Consider the following 15,409-nt stretch of genomic DNA (forward strand, 5'->3'; position numbering starts at 1 on the left):
AGGCATTGCCGACATGCGTAAATCCACCCTCGTACTGGCCACGGCCGCGGTACTTCCCTTCTCCCTCGCCGCATGCACCGAGAAGACGACCGCGAGCGACGGCGACATCGTCGTCACGGCCACCGACGATTCGTGTGACGTCAGTGCCACCACTGGAACCACTGGCAGTTCGACGTTCCAGGTGACGAACAACGGCTCGAAGGTCACCGAGTTCTACGTCTTCGCCGAGGGCGATCGAGCGATGGGCGAAGTCGAGAACATCGGCCCCGGCCTTACCCGGCAGCTGATCGTCTCCCTCCCCGAGGCTGCGACCTATCAACTCGCGTGCAAGCCGGGCATGGTCGGAACCGGCATCCGTCAGGACTTCGTCGTCACGGGCGATTCGCAGGCGGCCACCGACGGGAGCGGCCAACTCGCCGAAGCTGCCGACGGCTACCGGAGGTACATCCGCAGCCAGATCGTCGCGCTGCAGGACACCGCAGCTCAGTTCGTCGCCGCCGTCCAGTCCGGCAACGTCGACCAGGCGAAGGCACTCTTCCCGATCGCACGTACCTACTACGAGCGCATCGAACCCGAAGCCGAGAGCTTCGGCGAACTCGATCCCAAGCTGGACCTGCGCGAAGCGGATCTGGAGCCCGGTCAGGTCTGGACGGGATTCCACCGCCTCGAGAAAGATTTGTGGGTGACCGGGCTTCAGCCGGATACCAACGCGGTCGCCGATCAACTGCTCGAAGACATTCAGTATCTTGCCGACCAGCTGAATGCCGAGGATTACACGATCGATCCAACCAAGATCGCCGGCGACGCCCAAGGACTGCTCGACGAGATCTCGACTTCCAAGATCACCGGCGAGGAAGACATCTTCTCGCACACCGACCTGTGGGATTTCCAGGCCAACGTCGACGGCTCGCAAGCGGCGATCGCGGCACTGAACCCGATTCTGCAGGAACGTAATCCCGAGCTCGCCCAGCGCATCGCTGACCGATTCGCCGACCTCGACGCTGCGCTGGCGCAGTTCCGGGTCGGCGACGGATTCGTGTACTACGACACCGTCACCGAGGCGCAGCGTCAGGAACTCTCGCGTAAAATCGATGCACTGTCCGCCGAGGTCAGCCAGGTCCAGGAAGTAGTCGCGGGACAGTAGATGACTGATTCACCAGAAGGCACACCCGCTGCGGAAAACTCAGCACCGCACGCAGTCTCACGACGCCGACTGTTCGGCGCCGTGGGGGCCGGCGCCGTCCTGGCCGGTGCCGGTGCCGTCATCGGGCGGGTGACCGCCGACGAGAGTTCCGGCGCCGATCACGCAGACGTGGTCGCCTTTCGCGGCGAGCACCAGGCAGGCATCACGACGCCGGCCCAGGATCGTATGCACTTCGTCGCTTTCGATGTGACGACGAAGTCGCGCGACGAACTGATCACGCTGCTGCAGACGTGGACGGCGATGGCCGAACGAATGACGGCGGGTCAGGAAGCAACCGAAGACGGAGCGACCGGCGACGGTCCGTATGCACCACCGAGCGATACGGGTGAGGCACTCGATCTCGCGCCGTCGCAACTCACCCTGACCATCGGATTCGGACCGTCACTTTTCGACGACCGTTTCGGGCTCGCAGACAAGAAACCTGCTGCCCTGCTCGATCTCCCCCACTTCCGTGCGGACAACCTCGACCCGAATCGGAGCGGGGGCGACATCGCCATCCAAGCGTGCGCCAACGATCCCCAGGTTGCCGTCCATGCGATCCGCAACCTCGCGCGAGTCGCGTTCGGGACCGCGTCGGTCAAATGGTCGCAACTCGGGTTCGGACGAACATCCTCGACCTCGACGACGCAGGCGACGCCACGAAATCTGTTCGGGTTCAAGGACGGAACAGCCAACATCAAGGCGGAAGATCCGGACGCACTCGCCCAGCACGTCTGGGTTGATCCCACTGACGATCAGGCCTGGATGGCAGGCGGATCATTCCTCGTCGCCAGACGAATCCGCATGCTGATCGAGCAGTGGGATCGCGCAGTACTCAAGGAACAGGAAGCTGTCATCGGCCGCTCCAAACGGAGCGGAGCGCCGCTCGGTGGCAAGGACGAGTTCGACGAGCTCGATCTCGATTCCAAAATGGGACACGACTTCGTCATCCCGGAGGATTCACACGTGCGCCTGGCCTCTGCCGAGGAACTCGGTGGGATTCAGATCTTGCGCCGCGGATACAACTTCACGGACGGCTCCGATGGCTTCGGCCACCTGGACGCGGGACTGTTCTTCGTTGCGTACTGCCGGAATCCGGTCGAGCAGTTTGTTCCGATGCAGCAAAACCTTTCACGACACGATGCGCTGAACGAATACATCCAGCACGTCGGTTCTGCGGTCTTCGCTTGCCCCGGCGGTCTCGCCGACGGCAAGGACTGGAGTTCCCAACTGTTCACCTGACGCGAGTCTCTGTGTTCAGTACCTCCACGAACGCACCAAATTGACCGGTGCCCGATTCCGCTCGGTCAGTGGATCGATTGCTCTGGTCGTGGTCGGCGGCAGCAAGTCGGAGGTAGGTACCGGCGCGACAATTGCCGTTGTTTGCGCCTGCGGCGGTTCCGCCTGTGCAGGATCCGAAAACGGGCGCAGCACCGCCCACGCGAGGAAGCTGGTCAGCGCAACCATCGAGAACCCGACGCCCACAAGGATTTGCATCCTCCCAAGCCCACCAGCAGGTAGCGAATCCGATTCGGTGTCTTCTTCGGTTTCACCGACGCTGTGCACCACGGCCTGATCGGAAGACATTTCTACAGTATCCGTTGCGATTTCCGAGTCGGAGACTGCCGAAACCGCGACGTCCGAAACCGCGACTTCCGAGCTGGGGTGCTCCTGATGTAAGACCTCGGCTATCAATGCTGCGCCCTTGGCCGAGGCGAGCTCGGGCTCGGCCGGCCTGATCACCGGTACCGAAAACTCCCGCGCGAGTATCTTCTCCACCAGTGAAATTCGGGCGCCTCCTCCGACGAGAACCAAAGCGTCAGGGACACACCGAGCTCGTGCCGCAACTTCTCGAATCACCATCAGCGTGTCTTCGACTTCACGCTCGACAACCGAATCGAAACGGATGCACATGGATTCGGGAACGGGCATCACCTGCGCACGACGGGAGCCACTGGCGAGATACTCCTTGACTTCGCGGGCGTCGAACGCTGAATCAGCGTCGAGGGCTGCATCAACAGTGGTTGCCGGAAGTAACTCCGCGACAACCCCGTCGAGCCTGTCACCGGCGAGCGCCGTCGACCGCGTGGACGCGATGGTTGTCGCGGTCCCGATCTCGATCATCGAGACAGTCACTCCGGTTCGACCGATATCGAGAACTGTAAGTAACCGAAAACCTTCGGCCGCACCCGAAGTCCGTACCAACGCGACAACGGCAACCGCTTCCGGCACCGTGACAACGCCCTCGATACCTCGGGCACGCAGTTCTGATTCGAGCGCTACGTTCTGCCGCTCGTCGGGAACCGAAATGACCATCCGTGACGTGTCCCCGCGAACCGCAGCAACTAGGTGAATCGCGGCTGTCCGGACCGGAGAGGCGTCGTATGCATCTACAGTCCGAGTCAGGAATCGACCGCTCGTGGATCCGGTTTCCGGCTGGGGGTCGGCCCGAACAATACGAACCGAGGCAGCGCCCAACGACGCACCGAACACTGGATCCATCGCTGTACGCACCCCCATATCCAACTCTTGCACTGTTCATCCGCCGCAAAACATACTTGCGGTATGTTATCTGTAGCGGGAAGTTTACCGGATCCTCTGGAAACCGGAGAACTACGCGAAACTGGCAGGCCGAATCAATGTGTGGAGAGGTCCTTGAACAAATCGATGGCCAACATGACAACCGTGATGTCCGCACTACACGCACCCAACCCCACCCTGCTGGCGATCACCACCCGGCGCCTCCGCGACCGCCAGACACCGACCGGGATTCGCACGATCGACACGTGGATTCCGGGCCCTGGTGATGGGGCACTGTTCGCCTCGGTTCACCTGCCGTCGGATGCTGCCGTGCGCGGTGCCGTGGTCATATGTCCACCCCTCGCGAAGGAACACATCAGCGCTTATCGGGGACTGCGCCAACTCGCCCAAGAACTTGCCGAGCACGGATTCCTCGCTCTTCGTTTCGACTATGAGGGACAAGGAGATTCATCCGGTCGGCAGGATGACCCGCTAGCAGTTGCGCACTGGCAGGCCAGCGTGACAGCAGCCGTTTCGTACGTGCGGCGCACAGGTATCGAGTCCGTTGCCGTCGCAGGTTTGCGTGCAGGGGCCCTACTGGCCGCGTCCGCCGTAGATACACTTGGCGACCTACGTGCGATGGTCTTGTGGGATCCGGTCATATCCGGTAGGGCTTATGTTCGAGAACTGACGTCGCTGTACCGCGTTTCGGTCGACGACGACCCCCACCACGACGATTGCACATCGATCGTCGGCGGCCTGCTGGCTTCCGCAGCGGTGAATGACCTTTCCGGACTTGACCTCAGCACGTTCGATCCGAGTTCGTCGACAAAAGTCCTCGCCGCGATTCGCCCTGAATTCGCTGATTCGCCCCGCGTGGTACGGATGCGCGAGCGATCCGGTGCTGAACGCATATTCGTCGAACGCCAGAATCAGTTCGTTTCCCCCAGCAGTTTCGTACTCTCGGTGCCTACGCACGACATACAGCGGATTTCGAGTTGGGTGTCGCGACAATTCGGCGAGGACAAGACTTCCGTCGATCCAGAGATCACGTCGGCGGCGCATGTCGCGACGGCTGACGACGGCGAAGAAGTCTGGGAAATATTGGAACGACGGTCCACCGGATCACTATTTGCAATCTCCACCGCATCCCGCACGACCGCGAGCCACGCTGCCACAGCGATCTTTCACAGCACCGCGAACGAGCACCGGATCGGGCCGGCGAGACTGTGGGTCGAGTCCGCTCGAACTCTCGCCTCGCACGGTATTCGCTCGATTCGCTTCGACAGGATGGGCACAGGAGACAGCGGCACGGTCTGCACCGACGAGAGCACGCCCATCGTGTCTCCGGAAGCGCGCCGCAATGTGTTGGATCTCGTCGACACTCTCGACGTGCCGCCGTCCCGCCGGATGCACGTCGGAATGTGTTCCGGCGCATGGATGGGCGCCTTTGCAGCAAGCCAGCGCGGCGCAAGGTCCGTGGTGCTTCTCAACATAGTGAACTGGTCGATCAACAATCGCCGACCACCAGTGAAGAAAGCACACGTCGATGCAATGGAGTCTGACGTTGCAAACCGAATTTTCCTCGTGGCCAGAACAATTCGCAATTCCGGACGACGAGCTCAGCGGTACGTTCCCTACCCGGTGTGGCTCGGTCTCGGTTTCCTCGGATTGGTCAATGCCCCCGAGTCGATGCTTCGGACCTTGACCCGCCGCGGGACAAAAACTGCAGTGTCACTCTCGCCGGAAGACGAAGCGTGGTTCGAGGCGAACAGAGGCCGACGAGGTATAGCGCGTCTTTCGAGATCGAGGAATCCTCCACAGGTCTTGTTCTCAGGCTCCGGCGATCACAACCTGTTCCATCGCAGTTCGCGAGAACGCGTCCGCCGGTTGATAGTTGCCTCTGCACTCGATGCGTTCGGAGACCGAAAACTCGCCGTGTCGAAGCGCGATCAGGAGCGACTCGGAGCATGATGCGCACGTCTACCCGGGACGGAATTACAACGTCGTCCCAAGTATTTGTAGTCGTTGCAGCGACAACCGTGGCGCTTCTGACCGGTTGCACTGCCCACACAAGGCCCTCAAAACCGACTCCTACGTCCGTACCTCTTCCCTCGATCAGCGCCGACGCCGTCGCGGCCAGAGGCAAACTGGAAAGTGCGTCCGCGTTCGACGAAATCGATCCACTGATCGCCGACGTGGGCGCGACTGCCCACCAGATCACGTACCGATCAACTTCAGGTATGGACGGAAGCTCAACGGTCGTGTCTGGAGTCGTCTTCGTTCCGGAAGGCGATCCACCACCCGGCGGGCGGTCTGTTGTCACCGTCGGTCACGGCACAACGGGAGTGACTGCGGAGTGCGGACCTTCGATGTACCCCAATCTCCTGGGTTACGCGAGCACGATCGTCCCTTTGATGAAACTTGGGTTCGTCGCAGTCATGACCGACTACCAAGGATTGGGTCCGGCAGGCGGCATCAACCCGTACCTCGATCCGAACACCAGCGCATTCAACCTGATCGACGGAGTTCGCGCGGCGCGAGAAATGGTCCCGGACACGTCCGGGAAATGGGCAGGACTCGGCGTGTCGATCGGCGGGCAGGCGACATGGGCGGCGGCAGAGTTGTCCGGTTTCTACGCGCCCGAATTGAATTTTGTCGGATCGGTAGCGCTGGCTCCGGCGGCAGATCTTTCCAAGCTCGCCGACTTGGCCCAGTCGCAGTGGCTGACGCATGAACAGCAGATCATGATGTCGTACGTAGTATCTGGGCTGACCATCGCTCGACCCGGCACCGATCCAGGCAACTACCTACACGGCGCGCTGGCGAGCAACTCTGCGATGTGGCTGGCATGTGCGGGTCCGGTGTTGAAAGAACGCGGCGAACAAGCATCACGACTGAATCCCGCCGATACCCTGCCGAACTCCGACGAGGCCGGAGCAGTCTTGCGCGACTGGCTCATATCGATCGCCCTTCCGCAGCGTCCGGCCGGAGGACCACTCTTGGTCATCAACGGCGACGCTGATCAGACGATCCGCCCGCAGTGGGTGCAAGAGGCCGTCGACAATGCCTGTGCGTTCGGCGATTCGGTGCAGCACATCGTCAGGGCAGGCCAAACTCACAATAATCTGGATCCGGGGTCCGAGACCGCAGTCTGGCTCCAAGCGCGCTTCAGAGGCGAGTCACCGCCGTCGGACTGCTGATTATCGTCCAAAACTCGAATCGACCAGGTACTCCATGTTCTGAACCGCAGGAGTGGACACGACGTCTGAATGTGCCTTCGCCGAAGCCACTTCCGCCCCGTTTCGAACCACGCTGACCGAGACGGCGCCGACCGCCGATGGAACCGTGCAGATGTCCATCCCTGTATCGGCACTGCACGTGGTCGTCGTACCGCCGACCGTAACTTTCACTTCGGCACCTTCGACCAAGAAGGTCAAAACCTCGATCGTGTCGCGAACCGGGGACGACCCCGCACGCAGAATCATCGGTGATACCGAGGGTAGTGCGGGTTGCGCGGACGACAGCTGGTTCCGATAGGTGACGTACGCGATATCACGTGCAATCGCCGGTGCCGTTCCGGTCTTGAACCAGTCGACAAAATATGCGTTCAAATCGAGCAGCGCACGACCGTGCCCCTCGCTCGGTGCAAACGCCGTACCTTCGCTGTAGTCGTTCCACGAAATTAGTTGCACCCATTCGCTATCCGATTCGCGCGCAATCTGCCAGGTGTTTCGGAGATTCCCAGTGTTCTGCGCTTCGTCGAAAACCGATTGGCTGGGACGCGCATCCTGGAACGAGACCGACTGCATCCATATCTTGCCGAGAGCGTGCGCTCGGTTCACCTGATCCAGTGGCGAGCCGATCCCGGTGTCCGTCACTGGATTGAAGGAAGGGTTACGTCCACCCCACGTCGACATTCCATAGCTTATCGACGCGAATGAATCCATATTCGTGGTGGAGTTCAGGAAGAGTGGAACGAAGGCCACCTCGATCCCGTAGCGGGCCTTCATGATTTCGAGAAACTGCGACCACCACGCCGGGTCGTGTTTCTCGGCAAGAAAGGGCGAAATCACCACCCGGTTGTCCGTCAATCGAAAAACCGACGGCGATGACGCGTACTGCGACAACTCGCCTGCCAGATTCGCGGGGTCCAATGTGCCGAGTTCGCCGTTCATATCCGGCATCAGCATTATTTCGAACGCAGGATCAACCGCAGCCGAAGCGGCGAGAAGTTGGGACGGAACGGACGAAGACCACAACGGGTTCGACGACTTCGTCAGAATGTCAACCGAGAACCCACTGATTCCCGCGTCGATTGCCTGCCGCACTTCATCTTCGAGATCTCGCTGCCTCCACTGTGGGTCAGCTGAAACAGGCCGTGGTTGCGGTCGGTCTCGAAGAAACCCTCCGAATGCGGCGTATGAACCTCGTTCACCGTTCGGATTGAGATACTGCGTGGCGTAATAGTCTTCGCCCGACGGTAGGTTGTCGATCGAAAGGGGATACGGCGGGAAGTAGTGCGCAAAGACCATTTTGGCGGTCGACTGTCCGTTGTCCGGAAGCTCGACGGCGGGATGTGATGACACCGCCGCGTCAACCCTCGCGTTTGGGTCCACTCCATCAGAGAGCCTGAGGCCGGCCACTACGAGAAGCACTGACGACACCAGCGCAATGCCGATGGCAACTGCACGAAATTTCCTGTCCCGCGAACCTTCGATACTCACCCGTTTCCGTTTTCGAGCATCGGCGTTCACCGAATCAGCCACCCCTTCTCACACACGGCCTTACGCCGCAATGTCCGGTGACGTTGACATCCCGAACCTGGAAATCGAATTCCAATTCAATTCTGCTGCACAGAATCCGAAGCTTGCGGCGGGTGATTCGACCTGGAATCGGAATCGCCGTTCCCACCGAGTGATCTTACCTGCCGCTTATCGGTCGGCAACTCGTCACTCGAGAGGTTCGCCTTCTGCGCGACCTTTGTGCGGAGCATCGAGCGAGGGATCGCCACTGTCGGACTGTCCAGATCACTGCGCGTGTAGCGCCCCTCAGTCTCCGCCGGCTCCCATTCGTCGAAATCGATGCGCATATCTTCGGCCGGAGATTCGACCGAATCCCCCGAATCATGCTTCTCCACTTCATTCTTCCCCGTCGATCCCACACCTGGTTCTGCGTGTATTACCTGCGCGCCGGCTCCTCCTTCAACGGGAGGCCACGCGCCGACTGGTTCATTCGATGCATCATTCACCGGAGGCTCGTTCGCCGCAGGCTCGTCCACCACACTCACACGGCTGCGGACCTTGACCAAGCCACCCCGTCCGACACCCGACAGCACCGCGCCCAACAGGTTCGCGCCGGCAGCGCGCAGCGTGGTCGCTGCGCCTTCCACCTCGTCGACCGACGAAATACTCTGTGTTGAAACAAGAACCACGCCGTCGACGACTGAGCCGATCACAGCCGAATCGGAATAGAGCGACAACGGTGGACCCACGACGATCGTGTATTCGAATTTCTCGGAGGCTTCCGAAAGCATCTCGCGTGCCGAGACCGATGCGATGGCATCACCGGAATCGGATCGTATCGAGCCGGCGGGCAGCAGAGTCAATGAGCGACCGGGTACCTGAACGAGCACGTCCACGAGCGGAATCGCACCGGCCAGCACGTCGGAAAAGCCGACTGCCGGCTTGATACCGAGGTATGAATCCAAGCTCGGCGACCTCAAGTCACCGTCCACCAACAGCACTCGACGTCCCGCTTCGGACAGGACAACCGCGAGATCGGCTGCGATGCACCCCGCAGGCTCCGAGTACCGAGGCGAGGCGATGAGGACCGAACGGATCGCGTCGGCACTCGGGCCGGCGAACTCGATACCTGTCCTGAGCTTGCGTATCGACTCGGCATAGGCGGTCGCGCCGTCGGCGGGGAACGTCAACGCGCGAAATCCCCGCGAGGCCGATTCCGGAACTGTCGCCAAAATCGGTACACCTGCAACGGCCGAGAGCATGGAAGCGCTTCGAACGGACCGGTCGAGTCGCCCAAGGAGCACCCGGACGCCGATGCCGACGACCAGGCCACCGATGAGGCCGAACAGGGACGTCATCACGAGATTCGAACCCCCACTGGCATCTTCAGCGTTGGCCTCGGTGACCACCTGGACGGAGGTATTCGGACGGCCACCACCGTTAGGGGTCTCCAACTGCCCCACATATTGTGCAAAATTCTTCGCATACGCATTGGCGATACCGGCCGATCCTTCGGCCGTCGAATCCGTGACAGAGACCTGCAAGAGCACAGTTTTCTCAACTGCTGCCGCCGAAACCTGCGAGGCCAACTCATGTCCGCTCATTGGAAGACCCAGGTCGTCGATCACCTTGACCGCCAGATCGTCGCTCGAAAACAGTTGGGCATAGGTCGCCGCTCGTTGCTGAGAAAACAGATCGCCCTGGTAGGCGCCAGCCGAGTCAGCACTGATCGGCGAGCCGATGAACAGCACAGTTGTCGACGTGTAGGACGACGGACTCGAGATGGCCATGAAAGCACCGAGGATCAAGCCGAGCACCGCGAAGACAGGTATTGCCCACCCCCGCCTCAGAATTCGCGCGGCAGTGCTGAGTGCATTCATGTGTTCGCCTTTCTTGGAGATCGCTGTGTGCGTGTGTCTCCGTCGCGCCGTGGCGTGTAACTTGCCACCGAGTCAGTTGTGTCTGGCCGATTCACGGGCAACACTGCCCCTCGCTGCGTTCGGCGCGTGGTCGTCAAGAGGACCGAACCTTCGATTTTCGCTCCTGCGATTTCCAGATCGTGAATCTTCGTCATCACCGTCTGCATGTTTGTCGAATGAGACTGAACGACAAGGATTATCGAACGGCATACCTTGGCCAGTCGGCCCGAGTCGGCGTACTGCGTCCCGCCGGAGTCGAAAACAACCACTACGTCGAACCTGGCACTCAGATCTCGCAGCATGCGCCTGAACGACTCAGACTCGAAGACTCGCTCCGGAGTTTCGGTCGGCGAACCGCTCCGGAGGAGAGTCGGATGCAGCGGTGTCGAGATCAGAACATCATCGAGGACGCTGTCCGACATGACGATGTCGGTGACCCCGAACTCGATATGTGCACGCGAGGATCGGAAGTTGCAGTCGACGAGAACCACCGAATACCCCAGAGCGCAAGCAGCATCGGCGATGCCGCCAGCTGCGAACCTGCTGATCTTCCCCTCGTCGGCAGCGGTCACGAGCACGGGTGACGCGGGCGTACCTGACCCGATGAGATCTCGGTTGAACTGCAGTCTCTCAAAATAACTTCTCGATGCCGACTGAGCACCTTCCTCGGCGGACAATCCCCTGTCACCGAGGTACGGGATCGACTCGAGCACAGGTAGACCCGTCCAGGCCGCTAATTCGTCGACACCCTGAACTGCTCTCGACCTCGCAGCAGCCAAGATCACACCAGTCACTCCAACCAGCGATCCGACGACCAACCCCAGAAGAACGTTCGGAATCGTCTGCGGACCAGCCGGGCTCGTCGGTGCTGACGCCGTGACGACAGTCAGCGGCTGAACCGTCGGGATCAAAGTCCCACTCGGCGTCTCGAGTCGCCGGATCGTCTCGTTCATCTCATCCGAAGCCGCGTTCGTCAGTTGCAACGCCCGGTCTGCGCTGTCGGTGGTGCCAGAGATTTCGAGCAACACGGTGTCGGGCACAACGCGAACCGAAATGCTTTCGACGTCACGCAGACCACTCTCGCCCAGACGACTTGCGACGCGGGCCGAGAAGTCGGCACCCTCCGCCAGACGCGTGTACGTACCCGCTCGTTGCTGCGAGAATTCGTCACCTTGGAAAGGGCTCGAATCGGCATTGCCCAGAGTGGTCGGTGTACCCCACCCTGGCGTGGTGAGAAAGAGCTGGGTCGAGGACTTGAAAGTGGTCGGCGTGAGCAATGTCAGCAGAACGCCTACCAGCAGGCCGAGCAATGTCGAGATGCCGACGACAACCCACTTGTCACGAAGGACTCCGAAGAAGCGGGACGGGTTCATCGCAGAATCCCCCCATTCGGCGCGCCCTCGCGAATCACACCGGAGGCGGTCAGCGATTCCACCAGTTTCTGAGCAATCACTGCGTTCCCCACTGCATTCGGGTGCACACCGTCCTCGAATTTCAGTGTCGTGAGGTCCACGTCGGCGTACCAACCGTCGGCAACAGGATCGATCACGGTCGCGGCAACCGATTCCCCGTAACTTCGCAGCGCTGATACGAATTGGTCGTATCCGTCGTACGGCACAGGTGTGACGTATGTCGGCACGATGATCACCAGACGCGCATCCGGCCATGCATCCCGGACGGTATCGATGTACGACGTCATGACGGGAAACAAATCCATCGGACTCATGTGCAGATCGTTTCGCCCACCGTCCACGAAAATGATGTCCGCTCGATACCGCTCGATCGACACCTGTAGTCGATTCTCGAATCGTGTTGTAGTTCCCTGATACTCGGGTGCGCCGTCGTTGGTGAAACCGGTGCTTCCCTGAGCATCGACATTGCAGTCCCACCCCATCCGGACGCAGATGATTCTCGGGTATGCCCCGAGCCCGATTCCGTTGATGCCCGCAGTGAAGCTGTCGCCGAACCACATCGATGCCGGCGCTGTGTCCGGCGGCAACTGAGGAACCGTTGTCGCTGCTGTGAGGGCGGACCGGCCGTTTCCGGCAGCCGAATTCTGACGCACCGCCAGCGCCGTCGCACAAACGACCAGTACCACCAGCAGAGCAAGGCCCACGAGTTCCAGCGGGCGACGGGCAGAGATTCTCGACGAGAATCGGTTCGTCCGAGTCATCGAGTCACCTCCCGCCGTGAGACAAAGAATGCACAACCGATGATGACGAGGAAGTACGACATCGCTTGCAGCAGTGATCCTCTGAGCAGAATGATCAGGTAGAAGGGCAGGATGCAGGCAAGGATCGTCGGCGCCCTGGACTGGCGCAGCGACAGTTCGATTCGCCTGTCCTGAATCCCTGCGATCAAGCCTAGAGCAACCATTCCGACAATCAGCGCGATCCACCCACCGTTGACGAACAGCTCGGACCACAACGGAGCAGAAAGGTTCTTGACCGTGTAGTTGCGGCTCTCCGCGAGCAGGATGCCCGTGTCCGTAGCTTTGCCGGGCCAGATGGTCCGCGGAATCCAGAAAAGAACAACTCCGAGTGCCTGCTTGCCATCGGTAACCCCGTGCGTATTCACAAAGTTGACGGTGTTGTTGACCTGCGCAAATGCGTCGTAGTCCGGAGACGTGAGCGATTCGAGAGGCGAGCTTGTCTTGAACTGTGCCGACGTGCTGTACCTGAACGCATCGGCGAGCGGAAAGACCAGGACAAGTGCAGCCACGGCAAGCAAGGCAACCACACGGAAACGACCACGGGTCGCGAAGAGTCCGAAAAGTGCCGCCACGGCTAGTGCTGCAGTACCGAACAGATACCTCGCACTCGAGATCGGATTGAAAGTCAACAACAGCACGGCTCCGAGCACGATGGCGCAGAGAAGAAATAAACGATCGGCTCCCGGATTCTGATCACGGTATTTGACCACCGCGATGAATGCGACAAGCAAGGACATCATCGCGACGGCGCCGATGATGCTGGCGACCGTGGATTGCCCCAGCGACGCACTCGCCTGCTCCACCACGGCACTTCGGCTCGACAGAAGCGTCCCTACACCAAGTTTCTTGATGTAGTACGCGTTGGCGACCAGGGCGCAACCGGCAAGAATCAAAACCCGAACGGGATCCACACGCACGCTTGTGGCGTTTCCCCATCGCGTGTCTTTGATTCGACGCCACACCGCTCCGGAGAACACTAATCCCACCAGGAAGCCGCCGATTCCCAGAAGGACGATAGCCACCGCTGTCGAGTTGAGGGACGGATCCACTCGGGGCGTCGTAGGAGGAATCTCTCGCAGGCGGAGCTGGGCAAGTGGGGCAAGACCCATGAAGACATAGGTGAAAACCCAGAACGACATCTCGACGAGCCGACGAAAGCCCTCGCCCACAATCCACGCATAGCGCAGTCCCGAAATCGTGGTGACGGCAAGTACCGCCATCCATACACGCCCTGGCGGTGTCGGAGTGAACTCGACGACTGCGAAAGGCACGATGATCACCATGATCACCGCGGTCCAGATCGCAATCAGCGGTGGCATCAACGAGTCCTGCCGCCCGACGTCGAATTCCGCGAACTCGTGAGGCTTTGTCCGCCCGCTGGAAATTGTTTTCACGTGGTCGTCCCGGCCAGTGCGCCTGTTCGTGTTCGGCGCAGATCGCCTGGTTCGGCACGATCAGCAGTGGACGGCACGCTCGCGGGGTCTTCACGGCCGGAGTGCTTCCGTTGGGCAGCGACCACCAGGCACACCGCAACGAGGACGGACGAGACCGCCAGCCCGATCGCGACTCCGACCGCGGTTCCCGTGAGGGCCGCGGCCGCGCTGCAGATGACGATTGCCGTGAGACTCTGGACAATTCGCAGCTTGAGCAGTCGTCCGCTGGCTCCTTGAGTGCGGTAGAGATTGTAAACACCCGCTATCCAACAGATCGCCGCGTACTCGAGTCCGAGAAACGGCAGAACATGGCGAGCCTCGGCCCAGGACTCTCCTAGAACGACTCGGCCGAGTGCATCTGGAAGGAAGGGAGCGGCGAATCCGATCGTTGCCGCCATCGCAGATGTGAGCCACGCTGCATAACGCAGTGTGCTCCACACCTGGCGCGCGGTATGGCCGGCCCGCACCGATTCGGGAATGACGATCAGTGGAAGAGAACTGATCAGCACGGCGAACGGCCCCAGGACGGTCACGGCTCCGCGCAAAGACGCGGCAGCCACCGTTCCGATGAAGGCCGTGGACACCGCGACGATCACGATTGCAGCCAGTTGGTCGATGCCACTCTCGAATCCGAACCGGATTCGATGAGTCCAGAACGACGCCCACCAGCGATACAGACCAGTCAGTCGCGGTAGCGTCTGTACGCGAATCATCAGGTAAACGAGTGCGAGTCCTCCGGCGACGGACCACAACCAAATCATCTCTGCGATCGAAAGTGCCTCTGGTCGAATCCAAGTCACGACAAGGACACCGAACGCCGCACTCGCCCACAACGCGTCGCTGAAGAACGCGTGTTCCGGTTCTCCCATCGACATCGCGGTGAACCGCAAGGCATCCTGCGCGAGAACAACCGGCGCGGCAACGGCGTATGCAATCCCTACCTGCGGTTCGTGAAGGAAAACCGAGACTCCGAAGGCAACGATCCCAACCAGGACTCCGAAGGTGGCAGCACCCGAGATCGCATGTCTGCTCTCCGCGCGAATCCTGTTGCGACTGTGGGCACTCATCAACAGCAGGGGTGTGCCAACTGCACCTCGAACGAATCCGAGCGCAGCCGTGAGGATGGAGAAAACAAGGATCGCCAGACCGAACTCACTGACGGAGGACGGTCCGGCCATCGCGAACAGAATCAACGCGTTACTTACGCTGGACAGCACTTGGTCACCCGCACTGAACAGCACTCGCAGCTTCAGACCTGCCACGACCCCACCTCCCTTGCACACGTGGTGTCTCCAGACTGAGATCAAATTGAAACCGTCGGTCGGCTCAGTCCACCTGAAACAGTCTATAGGATTGTTTACTGCGAAGTAGCCGGGGTTGCCTTCGTGCATTCCTCC

At 60.6% G+C, this 15,409-nt stretch carries 11 protein-coding genes; 4 read left to right on the forward strand and 7 right to left on the reverse strand.

Annotated elements, in window-relative coordinates; all coding sequences use genetic code 11:
- Nucleotides 1-13 precede the first annotated feature (13 nt).
- Both efeO and efeB read left to right on the forward strand, forming a co-directional pair.
- Nucleotides 14-1,144 carry an iron uptake system protein EfeO gene (gene efeO, locus RhoBH5_RS06625; RefSeq protein WP_234551764.1) on the forward strand — a complete coding sequence of 377 codons (1,131 nt, stop codon included), beginning with the start codon at nt 14-16 and terminating at the stop codon, nt 1,142-1,144.
- Nucleotides 1,145-2,425 (forward strand): iron uptake transporter deferrochelatase/peroxidase subunit, encoded by a 1,281-nt coding sequence (gene efeB / locus RhoBH5_RS06630; RefSeq protein ID WP_270008081.1) that lies wholly within the window; start codon nt 1,145-1,147, stop codon nt 2,423-2,425. It abuts the gene before it with no gap.
- A 15-nt stretch (nt 2,426-2,440) separates the two neighbouring features.
- Here the strand turns inward: efeB and RhoBH5_RS06635 are convergent, their stop codons facing one another.
- Nucleotides 2,441-3,685, reverse strand: coding sequence for an Hsp70 family protein (locus RhoBH5_RS06635; protein WP_047270306.1), 1,245 nt, complete (start codon nt 3,683-3,685; stop codon nt 2,441-2,443).
- 153 nt (nt 3,686-3,838) lie between these two features.
- Here RhoBH5_RS06635 and RhoBH5_RS06640 point away from each other — a divergent pair, with 153 nt between their 5' ends.
- Both RhoBH5_RS06640 and RhoBH5_RS06645 read left to right on the forward strand, forming a co-directional pair.
- Nucleotides 3,839-5,677 (forward strand): serine aminopeptidase domain-containing protein, encoded by a 1,839-nt coding sequence (locus RhoBH5_RS06640; protein ID WP_270008082.1) that lies wholly within the window; start codon nt 3,839-3,841, stop codon nt 5,675-5,677.
- Entirely contained in the window at nt 5,674-6,906 is a 1,233-nt protein-coding gene (locus RhoBH5_RS06645; RefSeq protein ID WP_082238945.1) for a lipase family protein, read from the forward strand. The genes RhoBH5_RS06640 and RhoBH5_RS06645 overlap by 4 nt, the downstream gene beginning before the upstream one ends.
- Here the strand turns inward: RhoBH5_RS06645 and RhoBH5_RS06650 are convergent, their stop codons facing one another.
- The 6 genes from RhoBH5_RS06650 to RhoBH5_RS06675 form a co-directional block, all read right to left on the reverse strand.
- Nucleotides 6,907-8,292, reverse strand: coding sequence for a glycoside hydrolase family 71 protein (locus RhoBH5_RS06650; protein ID WP_136471215.1), 1,386 nt, complete (start codon nt 8,290-8,292; stop codon nt 6,907-6,909).
- A gap of 254 nt (nt 8,293-8,546) precedes the next feature.
- Nucleotides 8,547-10,328 carry a polysaccharide biosynthesis tyrosine autokinase gene (locus tag RhoBH5_RS06655; protein WP_007728844.1) on the reverse strand — a complete coding sequence of 594 codons (1,782 nt, stop codon included), beginning with the start codon at nt 10,326-10,328 and terminating at the stop codon, nt 8,547-8,549.
- Nucleotides 10,325-11,740: a capsular exopolysaccharide biosynthesis protein gene (locus RhoBH5_RS06660; RefSeq protein WP_007728846.1), complete on the reverse strand. Its 1,416-nt coding sequence runs from the start codon at nt 11,738-11,740 to the stop codon at nt 10,325-10,327. The genes RhoBH5_RS06655 and RhoBH5_RS06660 overlap by 4 nt, the downstream gene beginning before the upstream one ends.
- Entirely contained in the window at nt 11,737-12,540 is an 804-nt protein-coding gene (locus RhoBH5_RS06665) for an SGNH/GDSL hydrolase family protein (protein WP_007728848.1), read from the reverse strand. Before RhoBH5_RS06665 ends, RhoBH5_RS06660 begins: the two co-directional genes overlap by 4 nt.
- Nucleotides 12,537-13,973, reverse strand: a complete 1,437-nt coding sequence (locus RhoBH5_RS06670; RefSeq protein ID WP_007728850.1) for an oligosaccharide repeat unit polymerase — start codon at nt 13,971-13,973, stop codon at nt 12,537-12,539. Before RhoBH5_RS06670 ends, RhoBH5_RS06665 begins: the two co-directional genes overlap by 4 nt.
- Entirely contained in the window at nt 13,970-15,274 is a 1,305-nt protein-coding gene (locus RhoBH5_RS06675; protein WP_007728852.1) for a hypothetical protein, read from the reverse strand. Before RhoBH5_RS06675 ends, RhoBH5_RS06670 begins: the two co-directional genes overlap by 4 nt.
- Nucleotides 15,275-15,409 lie beyond the last annotated feature (135 nt).

Source organism: Rhodococcus sp. BH5, assembly GCF_027583855.1.
In the GTDB taxonomy this organism is placed as follows: domain Bacteria; phylum Actinomycetota; class Actinomycetes; order Mycobacteriales; family Mycobacteriaceae; genus Rhodococcus_F; species Rhodococcus_F qingshengii.

Excerpts from the sequence above, each read along its gene's own strand:
- efeO (WP_234551764.1), top strand. The coding sequence starts at position 14 with ATGCGTAAATCCACCCTCGTACTGGCCACGGCCGCGGTACTTCCCTTC.
- efeB (WP_270008081.1), top strand. The coding sequence starts at position 1,145 with ATGACTGATTCACCAGAAGGCACACCCGCTGCGGAAAACTCAGCACCG.
- RhoBH5_RS06635 (WP_047270306.1), bottom strand. The coding sequence starts at position 3,685 with ATGGATCCAGTGTTCGGTGCGTCGTTGGGCGCTGCCTCGGTTCGTATT.
- RhoBH5_RS06645 (WP_082238945.1), top strand. The coding sequence starts at position 5,674 with ATGATGCGCACGTCTACCCGGGACGGAATTACAACGTCGTCCCAAGTA.
- RhoBH5_RS06655 (WP_007728844.1), bottom strand. The coding sequence starts at position 10,328 with ATGAATGCACTCAGCACTGCCGCGCGAATTCTGAGGCGGGGGTGGGCA.
- RhoBH5_RS06660 (WP_007728846.1), bottom strand. The coding sequence starts at position 11,740 with ATGAACCCGTCCCGCTTCTTCGGAGTCCTTCGTGACAAGTGGGTTGTC.
- RhoBH5_RS06665 (WP_007728848.1), bottom strand. The coding sequence starts at position 12,540 with ATGACTCGGACGAACCGATTCTCGTCGAGAATCTCTGCCCGTCGCCCG.